The 18,857-nt window shown below is 50.8% G+C and carries 19 protein-coding genes; 17 read left to right on the top strand and 2 right to left on the bottom strand.

Annotated features, from left to right (window positions below; all coding sequences use genetic code 11):
* Positions 1 to 409: 409 nt before the first annotated feature.
* The 15 genes from QN370_RS05085 (at position 410) to QN370_RS05015 (ending at position 13,455) form a co-directional block, all read left to right on the top strand.
* The gene (locus QN370_RS05085; protein WP_322125879.1) at positions 410 to 1,138 is read left to right on the top strand and encodes a hypothetical protein; all 729 of its coding nucleotides are present in this window, start codon (positions 410 to 412) and stop codon (positions 1,136 to 1,138) included.
* A 91-nt stretch (positions 1,139 to 1,229) separates the two neighbouring features.
* Positions 1,230 to 3,164, top strand: coding sequence for a tRNA uridine-5-carboxymethylaminomethyl(34) synthesis enzyme MnmG (mnmG, locus tag QN370_RS05080; protein WP_323581684.1), 1,935 nt, complete (start codon positions 1,230 to 1,232; stop codon positions 3,162 to 3,164).
* Positions 3,165 to 3,173: 9 nt separating this feature from the next.
* Complete coding sequence (gene rsmG / locus QN370_RS05075; protein WP_322125880.1) at positions 3,174 to 3,842, top strand: 16S rRNA (guanine(527)-N(7))-methyltransferase RsmG; 669 nt, start codon at positions 3,174 to 3,176, stop codon at positions 3,840 to 3,842.
* Positions 3,839 to 4,402 carry a lipocalin family protein gene (locus QN370_RS05070; RefSeq protein WP_322125881.1) on the top strand — a complete coding sequence of 188 codons (564 nt, stop codon included), beginning with the start codon at positions 3,839 to 3,841 and terminating at the stop codon, positions 4,400 to 4,402. The genes rsmG and QN370_RS05070 overlap by 4 nt, the downstream gene beginning before the upstream one ends.
* 26 nt (positions 4,403 to 4,428) lie before the next feature.
* Positions 4,429 to 5,199, top strand: coding sequence for an AAA family ATPase (locus QN370_RS05065; protein WP_322125882.1), 771 nt, complete (start codon positions 4,429 to 4,431; stop codon positions 5,197 to 5,199).
* 9 nt (positions 5,200 to 5,208) lie between these two features.
* Positions 5,209 to 6,102, top strand: coding sequence for a ParB/RepB/Spo0J family partition protein (locus QN370_RS05060; protein WP_322125883.1), 894 nt, complete (start codon positions 5,209 to 5,211; stop codon positions 6,100 to 6,102).
* Between the two features lie 237 nt (positions 6,103 to 6,339).
* Positions 6,340 to 6,678: an ATP synthase subunit I gene (locus QN370_RS05055; RefSeq protein WP_322125884.1), complete on the top strand. Its 339-nt coding sequence runs from the start codon at positions 6,340 to 6,342 to the stop codon at positions 6,676 to 6,678.
* 16 nt (positions 6,679 to 6,694) lie between these two features.
* On the top strand, positions 6,695 to 7,522 hold the full coding sequence (gene atpB, locus QN370_RS05050; protein WP_416172124.1) for a F0F1 ATP synthase subunit A: 828 nt from the start codon (positions 6,695 to 6,697) through the stop codon (positions 7,520 to 7,522).
* Positions 7,523 to 7,608: 86 nt separating this feature from the next.
* A complete protein-coding gene (gene atpE, locus QN370_RS05045) occupies positions 7,609 to 7,854 on the top strand; it encodes a F0F1 ATP synthase subunit C (RefSeq protein ID WP_009664937.1) in 246 nt (81 codons plus the stop codon).
* A gap of 67 nt (positions 7,855 to 7,921) precedes the next feature.
* A complete protein-coding gene (locus QN370_RS05040) occupies positions 7,922 to 8,392 on the top strand; it encodes a F0F1 ATP synthase subunit B (RefSeq protein ID WP_322125886.1) in 471 nt (156 codons plus the stop codon).
* Positions 8,393 to 8,394: 2 nt separating this feature from the next.
* Positions 8,395 to 8,928 carry a F0F1 ATP synthase subunit delta gene (locus tag QN370_RS05035; RefSeq protein WP_322125887.1) on the top strand — a complete coding sequence of 178 codons (534 nt, stop codon included), beginning with the start codon at positions 8,395 to 8,397 and terminating at the stop codon, positions 8,926 to 8,928.
* Positions 8,929 to 8,980: 52 nt separating this feature from the next.
* Entirely contained in the window at positions 8,981 to 10,516 is a 1,536-nt protein-coding gene (gene atpA / locus QN370_RS05030) for a F0F1 ATP synthase subunit alpha (protein WP_322125888.1), read from the top strand.
* A gap of 29 nt (positions 10,517 to 10,545) precedes the next feature.
* The gene (gene atpG, locus QN370_RS05025) at positions 10,546 to 11,415 is read left to right on the top strand and encodes a F0F1 ATP synthase subunit gamma (RefSeq protein ID WP_322125889.1); all 870 of its coding nucleotides are present in this window, start codon (positions 10,546 to 10,548) and stop codon (positions 11,413 to 11,415) included.
* Positions 11,416 to 11,555: 140 nt separating this feature from the next.
* Complete coding sequence (gene atpD / locus QN370_RS05020; protein WP_322125890.1) at positions 11,556 to 12,956, top strand: F0F1 ATP synthase subunit beta; 1,401 nt, start codon at positions 11,556 to 11,558, stop codon at positions 12,954 to 12,956.
* Positions 12,957 to 13,032: 76 nt separating this feature from the next.
* Positions 13,033 to 13,455, top strand: a complete 423-nt coding sequence (locus QN370_RS05015) for a F0F1 ATP synthase subunit epsilon (protein WP_322125891.1) — start codon at positions 13,033 to 13,035, stop codon at positions 13,453 to 13,455.
* Positions 13,456 to 13,618: 163 nt separating this feature from the next.
* On the opposite strand, the gene QN370_RS05010 is transcribed toward QN370_RS05015, so the two are convergent.
* The gene (locus tag QN370_RS05010; protein WP_322125892.1) at positions 13,619 to 14,122 is read right to left on the bottom strand and encodes a BLUF domain-containing protein; all 504 of its coding nucleotides are present in this window, start codon (positions 14,120 to 14,122) and stop codon (positions 13,619 to 13,621) included.
* A gap of 251 nt (positions 14,123 to 14,373) precedes the next feature.
* Between QN370_RS05010 and hemE the strand changes: the two genes are divergently transcribed.
* Together hemE and QN370_RS05000 are read left to right on the top strand one after the other, a co-directional pair.
* Positions 14,374 to 15,453: a uroporphyrinogen decarboxylase gene (hemE, locus tag QN370_RS05005; RefSeq protein ID WP_322125893.1), complete on the top strand. Its 1,080-nt coding sequence runs from the start codon at positions 14,374 to 14,376 to the stop codon at positions 15,451 to 15,453.
* A 717-nt stretch (positions 15,454 to 16,170) separates the two neighbouring features.
* Positions 16,171 to 18,210, top strand: coding sequence for a primosomal protein N' (locus QN370_RS05000; RefSeq protein WP_322125894.1), 2,040 nt, complete (start codon positions 16,171 to 16,173; stop codon positions 18,208 to 18,210).
* 7 nt (positions 18,211 to 18,217) lie between these two features.
* Here the strand turns inward: QN370_RS05000 and QN370_RS04995 are convergent, their stop codons facing one another.
* On the bottom strand, positions 18,218 to 18,688 hold the full coding sequence (locus QN370_RS04995; RefSeq protein WP_322125895.1) for an SRPBCC family protein: 471 nt from the start codon (positions 18,686 to 18,688) through the stop codon (positions 18,218 to 18,220).
* Positions 18,689 to 18,857: the final 169 nt, after the last annotated feature.

Raw genomic sequence — 18,857 nt, 5'->3', positions numbered from 1 at the left:
TTTTTTCTTGTTAAGTAATATTGTGTTAGTCAGGTTATTAATATTATTTTTCTGTTTTTCCGGTTGTAGTTAAATCTGATAATGCTTCCGTTTCGACCATTGTTGTTTCGATAATCACTTAGAGGGAGCGACACTGAGTGTGGCTTTGTCATGAACTAATTTATATCCGTCGTTTTTTGTTTGGCTTGTTGATGTTGTTTTTTGCTTTTTTGGTTTTTTCAGCGCTATCCTTTGTTTGTCTTTGTATTTCCAACATTACTGGTGGTGAACAAAGGAAAAGATATTTGTAATGCAGAGAGTTGTTGTAATAGTGATTGCTATCTTTTTTTGGTGTTCAGGTTGTTCTCTATGTTGGTTCTGTAATTTTTTTGTTTCACGTGAAACAGAGTGGATTAAGGAGGAATGACTCGTGACAGATTCAGCTATCTATCAGCGCACCGATGCAGGTCGTATAGAGATTCAATTAAAAAAAGAGGGGCTCACACAAAGTGAACGGTTGGTTCTGATAGTTGTTGATGGTCGGGCCCCGTTATCTGAATTAGATGACAAGTTTAAGGGTCTCGAAAGTAGCAGAATACGGCGGGCGATTGAGAAACTGGTGGTTAAACAATTGATTTTTGAAGTATTGATGCCTGGGACTTCTGTTAAGAATGAAGTTGTTGATGCTGTGTTGATTGATCGGTTTCTCGAGCAAGATCCGCTTGATCCAGTAACTGTTGTTTCATTTGATGCAGATTATGAGTACGTAGAAGGGCAGCTTGCGAACAATTTAGATCAACAGGACTTCCCTATCCCATTTCTTGCTGGTAGTTCAATAATGCGAGAGAAAGGTGTTTTATATCCAATTTTGTCGTCTCAGCGACCTGACGTTTTTGTTCAATCTGTTGAGTTGGTAGATTTTTATATCCCATTATTTAAAAGTTCTCCAGCTGAGACGGGTGGTTCTGTTAGTCCTCGCTCCACGGGATTTGGGTTGTCTGCTGCAGTACGTTCAGTTTTTCATTTGAGAGATCGATGGCGGCCAAGTGATCGAGGGCAAGTCATTCTTATGTTGTGGCTTCTATTATTTTCTTTTGGGCTTGTCATAGTGTCACTTTCTATCTGGGACAAAATTAGTCTTTATTTAGGTTTCACGTGAAACAACGAGCACTGTAACTTCATTCCCTGCCTGGTTTCCCGAAAAAAGCCCTTATAATCCTTCCTCTATTTACCGTTCATCGGGTCAAGTTATGCAATTTCCCTCAGAGTTTGACGTTATCGTAGTCGGCGGTGGACACGCCGGAACCGAAGCGGCTTTAGCCGCCGCTCGCATGGGGCGAAAAACGCTACTGCTTACTCACAATATCGAAACATTAGGGCAGATGTCCTGTAATCCATCTATCGGTGGTATCGGAAAAGGGCATCTCGTACGCGAAGTCGATGCAATGGGTGGAGCAATGGCACTCGCAACCGATGAGGCCGGTATACAGTTCCGGATATTAAATTCTTCAAAGGGGCCAGCGGTACGTGCAACGCGCGCGCAGGCGGATCGCCTTTTATACAAGCAAGCCATACGTTTCCGCCTTGAAAACCAGCCCAATCTGTGGCTCTTCCAGCAGGCAGTAGATGACTTGATGGTGGAAGGTGATCGTGTTGTTGGTGCAGTTACGCAAATCGGAATTCAATTTAGGTCCCGCTCAGTCGTACTTACAGCTGGTACTTTTTTAGACGGAAAAATTCACGTTGGATTAAACAACTATTCAGCAGGACGCGCTGGTGATCCACCAGCTGTATCGCTGTCAGCGCGTTTAAAAGAGTTGAAGATGCCCCAAGGGCGTTTAAAGACAGGAACACCACCTAGATTGGACGGCCGCACCATCGATTTTTCAGTTATGCAGGAACAGCCTGGGGATCTTGATCCCATTCCTGTTTTTTCAGTAATGGGTTCCGTGAGCATGCATCCTATGCAGATGCCTTGCTGGATAACACATACCAATGAGCGCACCCATGACATTATTCGCGGAGGGCTTGATCGCAGTCCCATGTACACCGGTGTCATTGAGGGTGTTGGTCCGAGATATTGCCCATCAATTGAGGATAAGATTCATCGCTTTGCGGATAAGTCATCACATCAAATTTTTCTTGAGCCAGAGGGGCTGACCACAAACGAGTATTATCCGAACGGAATTTCAACTAGTTTGCCGTTCGATGTGCAATTGGCGTTAGTACGGTCAATGACGGGTCTTGAGAGCGCGCATATACTGCGTCCCGGTTACGCAATTGAATACGACTACTTTGATCCACGTGGCTTGAAATCATCCCTCGAGACTAAATCAATTCAAGGATTATTTTTCGCTGGCCAGATTAATGGCACTACAGGCTACGAAGAAGCCGCGGCGCAAGGCATGCTGGCGGGACTGAATGCTGCGTTACAAACACAGGGCAGGCCAGCTTGGACTCCTGGTCGAGATCAGGCCTATCTTGGTGTTCTGGTGGACGATCTTGTGACTCAGGGTGTGCAAGAACCTTATCGAATGTTCACAAGCCGGGCAGAGTATCGGCTGAGCTTGAGGGAAGACAATGCCGATATGCGTCTGACTGAAATTGGTCGAGAGCTGGGCTGTGTCGGTGACGTGCAATGGGAGGCATTCGAGCAAAAAAGAGAAGCCGTAGCACGTGAAATGGAACGGCTTCGCTCGACCTGGGTAAGCCCGCGCGTCCTCGCCGATGCGGAAGCCGAACGCATCTTGGGAAAGGCGATCGAACGTGAATACTCCCTGGCTGATCTGTTACGACGTCCGAATGTGAGTTATGCCGGTTTGCTAGAAATGACTGGTATCAATGGCAAGTTATTGGCCCATCCGGGCGTGGACGATCCCATCGTCAGAGAGCAAGTCGAAATCCAGTTGAAGTATGCCGGATACATCGATCGGCAAGCTAAAGAAATTGAACGTCACGAGCATTTTGAACATTTGAAATTGCCTCTTGAGTTCGACTATCTGGCGGTTACCGCACTGTCGATGGAAGTGAGACAAAAACTACACACGCAACGCCCTGAAACACTTGGCCAGGCTTCACGTATTTCGGGGATCACACCAGCAGCTTTGTCATTGTTGCTCGTGCACCTTAAAAAAGGCGGGTACATGGAATTTGCTGCTGTTGCAACGACTGATATCGCAGCCTGACACAAGATCATGACCACTTCCTTCAATCGTATAGAACTGATAAAGACATTAAGTGATGGCGCGACATCACTCAATCTCCAGCTTGATGCCACTACCCTCGAGCGACTGATTGACTATCTTGCGCTACTGACCAAGTGGAATGCAGTGTATAACCTGACCGCAGTACGTGATCCCTTGCAAATGGTGACCCAGCATCTGCTGGACACGCTCACGATCCTACCCGCATTTTTTCACGTGAAAAATGTGCTTGATGTCGGTTCTGGTGGTGGCTTGCCAGGCATGGTCCTCGCGATCTGGGCACAACAGGAAAACCCGGCGATGAGAATTTCTATGGTCGATACGGTCCACAAAAAGACAGCGTTTCTGACGCAGGCCAAGGCGGAGCTTGGACTGACAAACGTCACTGTTCACACTGGCCGTGTTGAAGCACTCGATGTCGCACAGCCATTTGATGTGATTACCTCTCGAGCATTTGCCGAGTTAGCCGACTTTGTGAATTGGTCCGGACATTTACTCGCAGAACAGGGGCGTTTTATTGCAATGAAAGGCCAGATACCTGTCGACGAAATTACCCGTTTGCCAGCCGGCTGGAAAGTCACTGAAATTCGACCGTTACAGGTACCCGGCTTGAAGGCAGAGCGGCATCTGATTTTTATTGCGCGAGATCAGAAGGCATGATCCGGCGGCTATATTCTCTTGTTTTACTGTTGATGCTGCACGCTACTTCAAGCCATGCCGAAACGGTCACTGTGGTTGCAGATCTCGATCTAAATCGCTATACGGGAAAGTGGTTCGAGATAGCACGCTTCCCGAACAAGTTTCAAAAGCAGTGCGTCGGCGATGTTTCCGCAACGTATGTCAAGCGTGCCGACGGCGATATGGATGTCATTAATCGCTGCAAAAATGTTACCGGTCTTATCGAGGAAGCAGTTGGACGAGCGCGGGTTCCATCTCTTGAAACGACATCTAAATTAAAAGTACGTTTCGCACCCCAGTGGCTGTCCTGGTTACCAATGGTGTGGGCAGATTACTGGGTAGTCGAGCTGGCACCGGATTACTCGATCGCGGTAGTCGGAGATCCTACGAGAAAGTATCTTTGGGTACTTTCTCGTAAGCAAGCGATTGACGAGCCTGTTTATCAGTCGCTGCTGAAGAGACTTGACGTCCAAGGTTACGACACAAATAGTCTGGTTCTTACTCCTCAGGGTGGTACGAAACAAGCTCCAGCATCTCGCTGATTTACCATCACGAAAAAATTGAAAATATGGCTAAGATATTTTGCGTTGCAAATCAGAAGGGCGGCGTTGGCAAGACCACGACGGCCGTCAATCTTGCTGCAGGCTTGACGAAAATCGGACAACGCGTTTTGCTGGTTGATCTTGATCCTCAAGGTAATGCCACGATGGGCGCAGGCATCAACAAGACGACGTTGAGTAGTTCTATTTATGAAGTCTTGCTCGGTATGTCCGACGTCGCCAATGCGCGTTTGAAATCGGAGAATGGTGGCTTCGACGTCTTGCCGGCAAACCGGGAGCTCGCCGGTGCCGAAGTAGAAATGGTTCAACTGGAAAACAGGGAAAAGCGCTTGAAGGACGCGTTGAGCTTGGTTGGCGACGACTATGACTTCATCTTGATTGATTGTCCCCCGGCGCTTTCCATGCTGACGTTGAATGGCTTGTGTGCAGCCAATGGTGTGATCATTCCGATGCAATGCGAATATTACGCACTTGAAGGGTTGTCAGACTTGGTCAACACGATCAAGAAGGTCCATGCCAAGCTTAATCCCGATCTGAAGATCATCGGTTTGCTTCGTGTCATGTTTGATCCCCGCATGACGTTGTCACAGCAAGTGTCGGCTCAGCTCGAACAACATTTCGGTGACAAAGTCTTCAAAACCATGATCCCTCGCAATATTCGCCTCGCAGAGGCACCGTCCTACGGCGTGCCCGGCGTAAATTTCGATCCAAGTTCGAAAGGCGCGCAAGCTTACATCGCGTTCGGCGCCGAGATGGTCGAACGTATCAAAACAATGTAAAGAGCAATTATGGCTACGAAAAAACATAAGAGTGGTCTGGGTCGCGGTCTCGATGCATTGCTAGGTGGTTCTACCGATTTCGAGGATGCTGTGCCGAACTTGCCGGGTGCCCCGTCAGTGCTACCGGTCGGTGTCATGCAGGCTGGCAAATATCAGCCGCGTACGCGCATGGATGAGGGTGCGCTCAATGAGTTGGCAGCATCGATCAAGGCGCAAGGCATCTTGCAGCCTATCCTCGTGAGGCGCATTGCGGTGCAGGATGGGGGCAATCATTATGAAATCATTGCCGGCGAGCGCAGGTATCGTGCTGCGCAGCTGGCCGGTTTAAGCGAGGTACCAGTACTAGTCAAGGACGTTGACGATCAGGCTGCCGCCGCAATGGCGCTCATCGAAAACATTCAGCGCGAGGACTTGAACCCTCTTGAAGAAGCGCAAGGTATTCATCGTTTGATCAGTGATTTCGAATTTACACACGAACAGGCAGCGACAGCAGTAGGGCGCTCGCGCAGCGCCGTATCCAATCTATTGCGATTACTCAATCTCGCACAACCGGTACAGACGATGTTGATGGCGGGTGATCTCGATATGGGACATGCCAGGGCACTATTACCGGTTGATGCGGCAACTCAAATCATGTTCGCTAATCAGATCGTTGCAAAACGCATGTCGGTCCGGGATGCCGAAAAATTGGTGTCGCGTACTGCACTTGAAGTGTCCGCTGAGCCGCACTCCAGAAAAACCAAGTCAGGTGATATTGCTCGGCTGGAGGAAGAGCTATCAGACACACTTGCGACCACGGTGACGGTCAAGATGGGCGCGCGCCAGAAAGGCCAGCTAGTCATCGATTTTGCCAGCCTGGACGCCCTTGACGGCATCATTGTCAGGTTGCGCGTGGCGGCATAAATCCATAGTTCAGTCGCAGACAGCAGCGAATAAATAGCTGCAGTTACCCTGATTCAAACGATCTGCCGGGAGTCTTGCCAGGTACGTGTTTTTCGTTGGGTATCAGTGCGCCAATTAATTGACTGCCCCTTCGGAAACCACTTATAATCCCGTGCCTTCAGAGCACCCACATCAGCACTTTTTTCATGCACATTGCTCCGTCAGATTGTCGGAGATGGGCTCCGACCTTGGACTAGCATGTTACGCGTTGTCTTATTGCAGTTCGTAGCGACGCTAGTCGTCAGTGTGATATCAGGTGCTTTGGCAGGAGTCCCCGGATTCCTGTCAGCTTTGTTAGGCGGCTTGTGTTGTGTCGTTCCAAATGGACTATTTGCGCTAAGACTGTTTGCTGATTCCCGCAAAGCAGGTGGTGCAAATCCCATGTCATTTTTCATCGGTGAATTTGTCAAGATTGCATTGACGGTGGCGCTATTAGGCACCATCGGATGGCTGTACCGTGACTTGAATTGGCTGGCGTTAATCGCTGCTTTCGTCGTGGCACTGAAAAGTTACATTATTTTATTATTTAGGCAATGATATGACGACTGAAGTAATTGCTGGCGCGGCTGCGGAACACGCACCGACTGCCTCTGAATATATCGTCCACCATCTGGGACATTTTTCGACCCAGCATCAGGAAAAAATCATCGATTTTTCCATCCTGAATATGGACACCCTTTTCTGGTCCATATTTTCTGGTGTCGTTGGTTGTCTGATCATGTACCTTGCCGCACGTAAGGCAACAGCCGGCGTCCCAGGCCGTTTTCAGGCTGCAGTCGAAATGCTCTACGAAATGGTCGACGACCAAGCCAAGTCGATTGTCCACGGCGATCGCAGCTTCATTGCACCGCTGGCCTTGACGATTTTCGTCTGGGTTGCATTAATGAATTCACTCGACTTCCTGCCGGTCGACATGTTCTCTGCCTTGTTCAGCTTCCTTGGTGTCGAACATATTTTTCCGCATCATCGCGTCGTCCCTACTGCTGACCTTAATGGCACGATGGGGATTGCTCTGGGCGTGTTTGCTCTGATGATGTACTACAACCTCAAGATCAAGGGCCTCGGCGGATTTATTCATGAGTTGTTCGCTGCCCCGTTCGGCATCTGGCTTGCTCCTTTCAATTTGCTGCTCAACGTCATCGAGTTCGCTGCCAAGACCGTGTCTTTGGCGATGCGATTGTTCGGTAATATGTTCGCCGGCGAATTGTTGTTCCTTCTGATTGCCTTGCTCGCATCAACTGCCACAGTATTCGGATTTGCTGGTCAGGTCGTTGCGGGTACCGTTTGGGCTATTTTCCATATCCTGATCGTATTTCTGCAGGCATTCATTTTCATGATGTTGACGCTGGTATATATCGGCCAGGCACACGAAGGGCATTAACCGGTTTTAGATTTTGAAATTGTTGTATTGGCACGCTGGTTTTTTGATTTGATTTTTATATTTATTTTAACTTTTAAGGAATTGTCATGACTGACCTCTCATTCGTAGCATTGGCGTGTGGTTTGATTATCGGCCTGGGCGCCATCGGTGCTTGTATCGGTATCGCTATCATGGGCGGTAAGTATCTTGAAGCGTCGGCACGCCAACCAGAACTGATGAATGCATTGCAAACCAAAATGTTTTTGTTGGCTGGTCTGATCGATGCTGCGTTCCTGATCGGTGTTGGTATCGCCATGTTGTTTGCATTCGCAAACCCATTCATCGCCAAGTAATTCGCTGCTCGTGGTCGCATCCCGTTTCGGGATGTCGGCCGACCGTATTCTGCTAAGGAAAAAAACCATGAACCTCAATGCAACTTTGATTGCACAGTTCGTGGTCTTCTTCATCCTCGCTGGCTTCACGATGAAATTCGTATGGCCGCCGTTGACGAAAGCGCTCGATGAGCGCGCAAAGAAGATCGCGGATGGTTTGGCTGCGGCCGAACGTGGCAAGGCCGAAATGGCTGCCGCAGAGAAGCGTGTTCAGGCGCAACTGGCATCCGCTAACGATGCCGGTCAAAAGCGAATCAGCGATGCTGAGAAGCGCGCCCAGGGCATTATTGACGAAGCCAAGAACACTGCAACAGTGGAAGCCGCGCGTATTGTTGCCGCTGCTAAAGCCGAAGCCGATCAGCAAGTTACCCACGCACGTGAAGAGCTGCGTGATCAGGTCGCTACGCTGGCGGTAAAAGGCGCTGAGCAGATTTTGAAGCGTGAAGTCAATGCAGCCGTGCACGCCGAACTGTTGGCTCATCTGAAAACCGAGCTGTAATCATGGCCGAACTCGCAACGATTGCCCGTCCTTACGCCGAAGCCCTGTTTCGCATCGCAAAGACAGAGGACCTGACTGTCTGGTCTGGCCTGGTCGCAGAAATGGCTCAAGTGGCTGCAGATCCTGATCTGCAAGCGCTGACGCACAACCCGAAAATTTCGGATGCGGACATTGCTGCCACTTTCTTGTCAGCTGTCAAATCGCCAGTCAGTGCTGAAGCCAATAACTTCATCATGATGCTGATCGAAAATGGCCGCCTGACTTTGCTGCCTGAAATCGACGCTCAATTCCAGGTATTGAAAAATACCCAGGAAGGTGCCGCAGATGCGGACATCGTCAGCGCGTTCGAATTGACGTCAGAGCAGGTCAGTGAACTGATTGCCACGCTGGAAAAAAAATTCGGTCGCAAACTCAATCCGTTGGTGTCGGTGGATTCGACATTGATTGGTGGTGTGCGCGTAGTTGTCGGAGACGAAGTGCTCGACACGTCGGTGCGCGCAAAGCTGCAACAGATGCAGGTCGCGCTCACCGCGTAACCGTGCAAAACTTGCCCCTCGCGTAAGCCAGAGAAAAATTTTAGGAGTTTATATGCAACTCAACCCGTCCGAAATCAGCGAACTGATCAAGAGCCGGATTCAGGGTCTCAGCGACAGCGCCGAGATTCGTAATCAAGGTACGGTCATTTCGGTGTCCGATGGTATCTGCCGCATTCACGGTCTGTCCGACGTGATGCAAGGCGAGATGCTGGAATTTCCAGGTAACACTTTCGGCCTCGCGCTGAACCTCGAGCGTGACTCGGTCGGTTCCGTGATTCTGGGTGATTACGAGCACATCTCGGAAGGCGACACAGTCAAATGTACCGGTCGTATTCTGGAAGTGCCAATTGGTCCTGAGTTGTGCGGCCGTGTGGTCAATGCACTGGGTCAGCCAATTGATGGCAAGGGTCCTGTTAATGCCAAGCTGACGGCACCGATTGAAAAGATCGCGCCTGGCGTGATTGCGCGTCAATCCGTATCGCAGCCAATGCAAACCGGTCTGAAGTCAATCGATGCAATGGTACCTATTGGTCGCGGTCAACGCGAACTGATCATTGGCGATCGTCAAACCGGCAAGACCGCGGTGGCGATCGATGCGATCATCAACCAAAAGGGTCAGGGCGTCACGTGTATCTACGTTGCGATCGGCCAAAAAGCATCATCGATCAAAAACATCGTGCGTTCACTCGAACTGCACAATGCGATGGAGTACACGATTGTCGTTGCTGCTTCGGCTTCCGAGTCGGCTGCCATGCAGTTCGTTGCGCCGTACGCCGGTTGCGCCATGGGTGAATATTTCCGTGACCGTGGTGAAGATGCACTGATTGTCTATGACGATTTGTCAAAGCAAGCTGTCGCCTACCGTCAAGTATCGCTGTTGCTGCGCCGTCCACCAGGTCGCGAAGCGTACCCTGGCGACGTGTTCTATCTCCACAGCCGCTTGCTTGAGCGCGCAGCACGCGTGAATCCGGACTACGTCGAAGCCTTCACCAAGGGCGAAGTCAAGGGCAAGACTGGATCGCTGACTGCGTTGCCGATCATTGAAACGCAAGCTGGTGACGTTTCCGCTTTCGTTCCAACCAACGTGATTTCGATTACCGACGGTCAGATCTTCCTTGAAACCTCGCTGTTCAACGCCGGTGTCCGTCCTGCGATTAATGCCGGTATTTCGGTGTCGCGTGTTGGTGGCGCAGCGCAGACCAAGGTCATTAAAAACCTGTCTGGTGGTATTCGGACCGACTTGGCCCAGTACCGTGAATTGGCAGCGTTTGCCCAGTTTGCTTCGGACCTTGATGCGTCGACCCGCAAACAGCTTGATCGTGGCGCGCGCGTTACTGAACTGCTCAAGCAGGCGCAGTATTCACCGTTGTCGATCTCGCTGATGGCGTGTTCGCTGTTCGCGGTCAACAAAGGCTACCTCGATGATGTCGAAGTCAAGCAAGTACTGCCGTTTGAATCGGGTCTGCATGGCTTCATGAAAAGCAGCCACGCGGCGTTGTTGCAGAAGATCGAAGAAACCAAGCAGCTCGACAAGGACGGTGAAGTTGCACTGGCCGCGGCGATTGCAGATTTCAAGAAATCGTTCTGAACCTAACTGTGCATAAGGAGTAACTAAGCATGGCTTCAGGTAAAGAGATTCGAGGCAAGATCAAGAGCGTAGAAAATACGAAGAAGATCACCAAGGCGATGGAAATGGTCGCTGCATCCAAAATGCGCAAAGCGCAAGAGCGGATGCGTGCGGCTCGTCCTTACAGCGAGAAGATTCGTAATATTGCTGCTAACTTGTCGCAGGCCAATCCGGAATACACACATCCGTTTTTGGTGTCGCAAGCGGAGGCTAAGCGCGTAGGGTTCGTCGTCGTTACAACCGATAAGGGATTGTGCGGCGGTCTGAATACCAATGCGTTGCGCCTGTTGACGACAAAGATGCGTGAAGTCGAAAGCACGGGCAACAAAATCGAGGCAGTCGCTATCGGCAACAAGGGATTTGGTTTCCTCAATCGCGTCGGTGTGACAGTGGTGTCGCATGCGGTGCAACTCGGTGATGCCCCTCATCTCGACAAACTGATTGGTCCGGTCAAGGTTTTGCTGGATGCGTATCAGGAAGGCCGGCTGGACGCGGTGTATGTGGTTTATACCAAGTTCATCAATACGATGCGTCAGGAAGCGACACTGGAGCAATTGCTGCCCCTGTCGGCTGACAAACTGGAAGCCGATAAAGGTAATACCTCATGGGATTACATTTACGAGCCAGATGCGCAATCGGTTATTGATGAACTACTGTTGCGTTACGTTGAAGCATTGATTTTCCAGGCAGTCGCAGAAAACATGGCGTCCGAGCAATCGGCCCGTATGGTGGCGATGAAGTCTGCCAGCGACAACGCTGGCAACGTGATTGGTGAATTAAAGCTGGTTTATAACAAGACGCGTCAGGCAGCGATCACGAAGGAATTGTCGGAGATTGTTTCCGGAGCAGCAGCAGTCTAATGACCTGAGTGGGACAGAGGCGCGAACTGCTCTGTCCCCGACTGAATAAAACATGACGCAACTTGACCGTATGCCGCTTTAAGAGTGGAAAGCACGTAGTCAAGCTGCCAGGAATTTAAATTACTTTTGAAGGAACGAACATGGCTGACGGCAAAATCGTTCAGTGTATCGGCGCAGTGGTGGACGTTGAGTTCCCGCGCAACGCGATGCCCAAGGTGTACGACGCCTTGAAAATGGAAGGCTCGGAATTGACACTGGAAGTGCAGCAGCAATTGGGTGACGGTATCGTCCGTACCATTGCGCTGGGTACTTCCGACGGTTTGCGCCGCGGCATGATTATCCAGAACACCGGCGGACCGATCATGGTCCCAGTTGGTAAGGCAACGCTGGGTCGTATCATGGACGTATTGGGCAACCCAATCGACGAATGCGGTCCGGTCAGCCATGAAAAAATGGCGTCAATTCATCGCAAAGCACCAGCGTATGACGAGTTGTCACCGTCGCAAGATTTGCTGGAAACCGGTATCAAGGTGATCGATCTTGTGTGTCCGTTTGCCAAGGGCGGTAAAGTCGGTTTGTTTGGTGGTGCCGGTGTCGGCAAGACCGTGAACATGATGGAACTGATCAACAACATCGCCAAAGCACACAGCGGCCTGTCCGTGTTTGCAGGCGTTGGTGAGCGGACCCGTGAAGGTAATGACTTCTATCACGAGATGGCCGACGCGAAAGTGGTCGATCTGGAAAATCCGGAGAATTCCAAAGTCGCGATGGTTTACGGGCAGATGAATGAGCCGCCAGGCAACCGTCTGCGCGTTGCGCTGACCGGTCTGACGATCGCTGAAAGTTTCCGCGACGAAGGTAAAGACGTTCTGTTCTTCGTTGATAATATTTATCGCTTCACGTTGGCCGGTACGGAAGTATCTGCACTGTTGGGACGTATGCCTTCCGCAGTGGGTTACCAGCCAACGCTGGCCGAAGAAATGGGCCGTCTGCAAGAGCGCATCACGTCGACCAAAGTCGGTTCGATTACCTCGATTCAGGCTGTCTACGTTCCTGCAGATGACTTGACCGACCCGTCACCAGCAACAACCTTTGCTCACCTGGATTCAACCGTTGTTCTTTCGCGTGATATCGCCTCGCTGGGTATTTACCCTGCGGTGGATCCACTCGATTCAACCTCACGTCAGCTCGATCCGCTCGTCGTTGGTCAGGACCACTACGACACCGCCCGATCGGTGCAAGGTATCTTGCAACGCTACAAGGAATTGCGCGACATTATCGCGATTCTGGGTATGGATGAATTGGCGCCGGAAGACAAACTTCTTGTCGCACGCGCACGTAAAATGCAACGCTTCCTGTCACAGCCATTCCACGTTGCTGAAGTATTTACTGGTGCACCTGGTAAGTACGTTTCGCTGAAAGACACGATCAAGGGCTTCAAAATGATCGCGTCGGGCGAACTTGATCACCTGCCAGAGCAAGCGTTCTACATGGTCGGCACGATCGAGGAAGCAATCGAAAAAGCCAAGAAGGCTCAGTAATCGGTGTCTGTCAGCATCGGGATTGTCCGATGTTGGCAGTCGGATGACTGACTCATTGAACAGATAAGGTTTCAAGATGGCACACACTATTTACGTTGATGTGGTTTCCGCCGAAACGCAGATTTTCTCGGGTGAAGCCGAGTTCGTTGCCTTACCGGGCGAATCTGGAGAGCTCGGTATCTATCCTGGTCATACGCCACTCATTACGCGTATCAAACCGGGCGCGGTGCGCATCAAGGTTGCAGGCCAAGCCGAGATGGAACTAGTGTTCGTCGCTGGCGGCATTCTGGAAGTGCAACCAAACGCGGTAACAGTCCTGGCAGACACGGCAATTCGTGGTGGCGACCTCGATGAAGCCAAGGCGTTGGAAGCAAAGCGCTTGGCTGAGGAAGCGATGATCAATCAGGAGTCGAAAATTGACTACGCTGCTGCACAAGCAGAATTGTCGGTAGCGATAGCCCAGTTGGCAGCGATTCAGCGATTGCGTCAGAAGCGTTGATTGTTGTAGCAGGACTAATAAAAAGAAAGGCAGCTGAGGCTGCTTTTTTTTTGCGCCCGACACGGGCGCATTATTAATGGTGCGGGTTCTTCATCAAGCCCACCAGAGCGTGAGGAGCAAACCGCAGCGGTGTAAGGGCAACTGATATTAGGGACGTGCTGTACTACGCTAGTGGAGTCCGATCAAAATGTTGACGGTTCGCTTTCCATACGGTCGCCATAAGGATGGAGACCGGATCTTCGGGATCGACTAACCGGATCGCATTGTCCATGTCTGTCGTGGCATTTTCCATGAGGCCCGGACCTACCACGCTCTCAATCGATGAAAAATGATAAAAACCCATTTTCCAGTCCGGGAACATACGCGGGCGATCCCGTAGCGAATCAAGAAGAATCAACACACCTTCGTGGCGACGATCAACCATGATTTTTTTTAATAGCGTATCAATTGCCCCTGGTTCACCCTCCATCAGTTGCAAGAACAAGCCATCATGATGGAGCAGAACGCCAGAAATCCCAGTCGCTTGATTGGATGTGCGGGCCTGAATCAACAACTTATTAAGTTCGTTCAGTGACATGCGCTGCATTGAACGACTGACGTAGACAAGACTGCGAATAGTATTCTGCATTTTTCCCTCCGGCGGAAATCCTAAGCCGGATTGGGACATTGCGCAAGACGTCCTGATTGGTAGCTAGTTCGTCAGTCCCAAGACATCCACAGACTACGTGTACGGTGACTGTACGGTTCTACTGCTGTTGCAGCTGCAGCTTGAACAATCACGGAGCTTCGGATTCGATCCGCATTTTTGCGATGCGGATCGATGCGCGGAGCAATTGCAATCCGGGTGGCGCTTTATGATTCCCTGATAGTGCTTTGGGCGATAATACCGACTTCTTCGATGTTCCCAGGATTCGCCTGATGTCTACCAAGTTTGCTCCGCTGAAAAACGATACCTTTCTTCGCGCCTTATTGCGTCAACCTACTGAATACACGCCCGTCTGGCTAATGCGCCAGGCTGGTCGTTACTTGCCGGAATATCGCGCTACACGCGCTCGTGCCGGTTCATTCTTGGGGTTAGCTAAAAATCCCGATTATGCAACCGAGGTAACCCTGCAACCACTTGATCGTTTTCCGCTGGATGCCGCAATTTTGTTTTCTGACATCTTGACTGTGCCAGATGCGATGGGCTTGGGTCTTTATTTTGCCGATGGTGAAGGTCCAAAATTCGAGCGGCCACTTCGAGATGAGGCTGCTGTGATGGCGTTGCAAGTGCCGGATCTGGGTGATTTGCAGTACGTCTACGACGCAGTAACGCAGATCCGCACTGAGCTTAATGGTCGTGTTCCGCTGATTGGTTTTTCTGGTAGTCCGTGGACGCTTGCTTGCTATATGGTCGAAGGCGGTGGCTCAGATGATTTTCGGCGGGTGAAAAGCATGCTCTACGACCGGCCTGACTTAATGCATCGCATTTTGTCGATTAATGCGACCGCGGTGGCCGGATATCTTAACGCCCAGATTGCAGCCGGCGCACAAGCCGTGATGATTTTCGATAGCTGGGGCGGAGCACTAGCAGATGGTGCCTATCAACAATTTTCGCTGGATTATATGCGACAGGTTGTGGCGCAATTAAACCTCGATCAGGACGGTGTGCGTATTCCTTGTATTGTCTTCACCAAGGGAGGCGGGCTGTGGCTCGACCAGATCGCTGATATCGGTGCCGATGCGGTTGGCCTTGACTGGACTGTCAATCTTGGCCGCGCTCGTGCCCTGGTCGGCGACAAGGTCGCTTTGCAGGGAAATCTTGATCCCGTCGCCTTGTTTGCTAAGCCCGAACAGATTCATGCGGAGGTAGCCAGAACACTTGCGTCCTATGGGGCACCTTCGATGGGGCACGGTCATGTTTTCAATCTTGGTCATGGTATTTCGCAGTTCACGCAACCAGATGCGGTTGCCGTGATGGTTGAGGCGGTACATAGCCTAAGCCGCTCGACGATTTGAGCCTTCCAATAACTGAATTTGTTGTGTCTCAAAAAGACCTTATGCACAAAATCAGACACGGATAAAAAGAAAAATATTTTTTTCAAATTAAAATTTAGCTCTTACTGGGTAAATGTAAGTCTATGATTTTAATGAATAAAATTTTCGCTGTTACAAAGGGCAATATGTTGAATCCCGCATCAGCGCTGGTCTCGTGGCTTGTCAAGAGTCACTTATCCACAAAGTTATCCACAGTTATTGTGGATAGAGTTAAAAGTGCTTTCAAATCGGGGTGTTACGCCACTACTTCATGTTTTACGCGAAGTAATGATCGGCGCTTTCGGGAATAGGCCAATTTCCGTACTGTTGACATGATGGTTTTATCCCGGTTGTATTTTTCGATAAGTTTTTCCTTAAAACTAACCAAGAGAAATGAAAAGTCAACAGTAACAGTCATTCTATTTCTAACTTATTCACAAAATTAATACGGGCTAAATCGACGTAATTTTATTTAAAGACTTATTTTTTTGTCTTCCAGCATATTTTTTAACTCATTGATTTTAAAGAACTAAATTTTTTCATCTCTTTTGTGTAATTCCTAGAGACCCGCATGAATACTAGGGTTCCGGCTTGTCAATAGGCCTTTATCCACAAAGTTATCCACAGGAGCCGGGAATCTGTCCAAAAGTGCTTTTGAAACTGATAGTTAGCTTTTGTTCTTAAGGATTACCTTAACTCGTGCAACCTTGCATCCTGACCGTCGCAATCGACGCACCGCTCAATGTCTGTTTCGACTATCGCTGGTCACAGCAAGCAGATAGTGATCAAGTGCCTAAGATCGGACATATCGCCATCGTTCCATTCGGTCGACGTGACGTTGCCGCAATGATCGTCGGGATTGGTACTAGCACGGAGGTTCCTGCCGAAAAGCTCAAGGACGCGCTTGCTGTACATGTACAACTTCCGCCGTTAAGTTCTTCCTGGCTAGCGCTATGCCGCTTTGCTGCGGCTTACTATCACCGTCCGCTCGGTGAGGTGGTGATTCCGGCATTACCGAAAAATCTGCGCGGATTGCAGTTGGTTTCGCTAGATAACGCACTAAAAAAGCTCCAGCAGCCTCGTGTTACGCATGATGCAACACCTGCGAATGTGCCCGCACTCAATCCTGCTCAGCGCACTGCGGCAAACGCGATTGCCAGCGCGACGGGTTATTTGCCGCACTTGCTTTACGGGGTGACGGGCAGTGGTAAAACCGAAGTGTATTTGCATGCCGCGGCGACGATTCTTAGCCAGGCTAGCGACATCGACAACCCGTCGCAGATTCTGATCATGGTGCCCGAGATCAACCTGACGCCGCAGCTTGAAGGCAATATCCGCGCTCGTTTTCCGACAGTCATGATGGTGACATTGCATAGCGGGCTGGCGGAAGGCGAGCGCCTGCGTAACTGGCTGGCGGCGCATTTAGGACATGCCCGAATTATCCTCGGTACCCGATTGGCCCTGCTGGCCTCGTTTCCGCATCTCAAGCTGATCATCATCGATGAAGAGCACGATCCATCGTATAAGCAACAGGAGGGCTTGCGTTATTCGGCGCGTGATCTGGCGGTTTGGCGCGCACGTCAGTTGGCCATACCGCTGGTGCTGGGTTCGGCAACGCCGTCATTGGAAACCTGGCATCACGCCCAGTCGGGACGTTACCGCCAACTTGATCTGCGTGACAGGGCAGTGCGTGATGCCGTCTTGCCTAAAGTGAGTTTGATCAACATGGAGCATGACAAGCCATTCGAAGGCATCACCACGACTTTGCTGGCAGCGCTCAAATCAAGATTGGCGCGCGGCGAACAATCGTTGTTATTCCTGAACAGACGCGGCTATGCCCCGGTATTGGCTTGCGATGCCTGTGGGTGGATCAGCAATTGCACCCGTTGCACGGCCTTCATGGTGTTACACAAGCCCGATTATCGACTGCGGTGCCATCATTGTGGGCTCGAACATCGTATTCCGAAATCCTGCCCGACTTGCGGCAACGTGGATATCCAGCCTCTTGGTCGCGGTACCCAGCGGGTCGAGGAAGGGCTGCAGAGCTTGTTGCCGGAGGCACGGTTACTTCGCATTGATGCAGACTCGACCCGACGCAAGGGAAGTGCCCAGGCCGCTTTTGATAGCGTGCATCGCGGGGAAGTCGATATTCTGATTGGTACCCAGATGGTTGCCAAAGGGCATGACTTCAAGAACTTGACTCTGGTTGGAATTCTTAATCCCGATACCGCCCTGTTTTCGCAAGACTATCGGGCCAGCGAGCGCTTGTTCGCGCAGTTGATGCAGGTGGCGGGGCGGGCTGGACGGGCTGCGCCGAAAGAGGGAGGAAGTCCCAGCGAAGTGCTGATTCAGACGCGCTATCCGCAACACCCGCTCTATGCAGCCATCATCGCGCACAACTACGACCGCTTTGCCAACGAGTTGCTGGCGGAACGTCGTCAAGCCGGCTTGCCGCCATTTATTTATCAAGCATTGCTGCGAGCAGAAGCCCGCGAACTGCCAATCGCGCTTGAATTTCTGCACGCAGCGGCCGCAGCGGTGAAACAGGACGGCATCATCATCAACGATCCTATTCCGATGACCATGACGCGCGTTGCCAATGTCGACCGCGCCCAGTTACTGGTGGAATCGCCCTCGCGTCCGGCGTTACAGGCCTTTCTCACGGTATGGATCGTTGCGCTGCGCGAGATCAAAACAAGGGCGCGCTGGTCGGTCGAAGTCGACCCGGTGGATATCTGAATCCTGTTCAGTGCAGTTCGCCATCCTGTGCCATCTGACGGATCAGGCGCACCGTGTCGATATCTGCTTCCTGATAGGCTGAATGCCGAAATTCGTTATAAAACGCATCGACGGAGCCATCTTCTTCACGCTGGCTGTCTTCATACGAAAACCGGACAAAGAACAACTCTGGCTGCGGTTCCTCGATAGTCATGGTCAACGACGACGGCGCAATATCTTTCTGTTGCGGTATCGCGTAATGGACAGTATGGACCGGTGTCAGTGTCACCTCGTCGCGAATAACCAGATCGCCGTACTGCAATTCGCGTGAAAACCCCACATCGGAAGAGTGCGTGATCGAACAGCCGTCCAGATAGGGCACAAACAATTTCGGTGCTTTGGCGCGCAATACCAGCCCCAGCCAGAGTTGCTCGCGCGTCAGCATGTCTACCAAGGGCAGAAGCGGATCATTGATTTCGATCAAGTGGGTAAATTTCATGCGAGTGCCATTTCATTGAGCGTTAAATATAAGCATCAATATCGGGCCGCAACGGTTGCTTTGCAAGCAAAGGCGCATCTCCAACGCGCGTCAAGTTAATCAGACACACCTTTTTCTGATGCAAAAGTTAATCCTTCGATTGATTCACGTCAGTCCCAGCCGCTGCAGC

It is taken from the genome of Actimicrobium sp. CCI2.3 (assembly GCF_035019065.1).
In the GTDB taxonomy this organism is placed as follows: domain Bacteria; phylum Pseudomonadota; class Gammaproteobacteria; order Burkholderiales; family Burkholderiaceae_D; genus Actimicrobium.
The sequence above is the reverse complement of the archived record's forward strand: the minus strand, read 5'-3'. Positions and strand labels throughout refer to the sequence as shown.

Bases quoted from the DNA above. Each gene is read 5' to 3' on its own strand.
- QN370_RS05035 (WP_322125887.1), top strand. From the start codon at position 8,395: ATGGCCGAACTCGCAACGATTGCCCGTCCTTACGCCGAAGCCCTGTTT.
- QN370_RS05010 (WP_322125892.1), bottom strand. From the start codon at position 14,122: ATGTCCCAATCCGGCTTAGGATTTCCGCCGGAGGGAAAAATGCAGAAT.
- hemE (WP_322125893.1), top strand. From the start codon at position 14,374: ATGTCTACCAAGTTTGCTCCGCTGAAAAACGATACCTTTCTTCGCGCC.
- QN370_RS05060 (WP_322125883.1), top strand. From the start codon at position 5,209: ATGGCTACGAAAAAACATAAGAGTGGTCTGGGTCGCGGTCTCGATGCA.
- atpA (WP_322125888.1), top strand. From the start codon at position 8,981: ATGCAACTCAACCCGTCCGAAATCAGCGAACTGATCAAGAGCCGGATT.
- atpG (WP_322125889.1), top strand. From the start codon at position 10,546: ATGGCTTCAGGTAAAGAGATTCGAGGCAAGATCAAGAGCGTAGAAAAT.
- rsmG (WP_322125880.1), top strand. From the start codon at position 3,174: ATGACCACTTCCTTCAATCGTATAGAACTGATAAAGACATTAAGTGAT.
- atpE (WP_009664937.1), top strand. From the start codon at position 7,609: ATGACTGACCTCTCATTCGTAGCATTGGCGTGTGGTTTGATTATCGGC.
- mnmG (WP_323581684.1), top strand. From the start codon at position 1,230: ATGCAATTTCCCTCAGAGTTTGACGTTATCGTAGTCGGCGGTGGACAC.
- atpD (WP_322125890.1), top strand. From the start codon at position 11,556: ATGGCTGACGGCAAAATCGTTCAGTGTATCGGCGCAGTGGTGGACGTT.
- QN370_RS05070 (WP_322125881.1), top strand. From the start codon at position 3,839: ATGATCCGGCGGCTATATTCTCTTGTTTTACTGTTGATGCTGCACGCT.
- QN370_RS05040 (WP_322125886.1), top strand. From the start codon at position 7,922: ATGAACCTCAATGCAACTTTGATTGCACAGTTCGTGGTCTTCTTCATC.
- QN370_RS04995 (WP_322125895.1), bottom strand. From the start codon at position 18,688: ATGAAATTTACCCACTTGATCGAAATCAATGATCCGCTTCTGCCCTTG.
- QN370_RS05015 (WP_322125891.1), top strand. From the start codon at position 13,033: ATGGCACACACTATTTACGTTGATGTGGTTTCCGCCGAAACGCAGATT.
- QN370_RS05055 (WP_322125884.1), top strand. From the start codon at position 6,340: ATGTTACGCGTTGTCTTATTGCAGTTCGTAGCGACGCTAGTCGTCAGT.
- QN370_RS05065 (WP_322125882.1), top strand. From the start codon at position 4,429: ATGGCTAAGATATTTTGCGTTGCAAATCAGAAGGGCGGCGTTGGCAAG.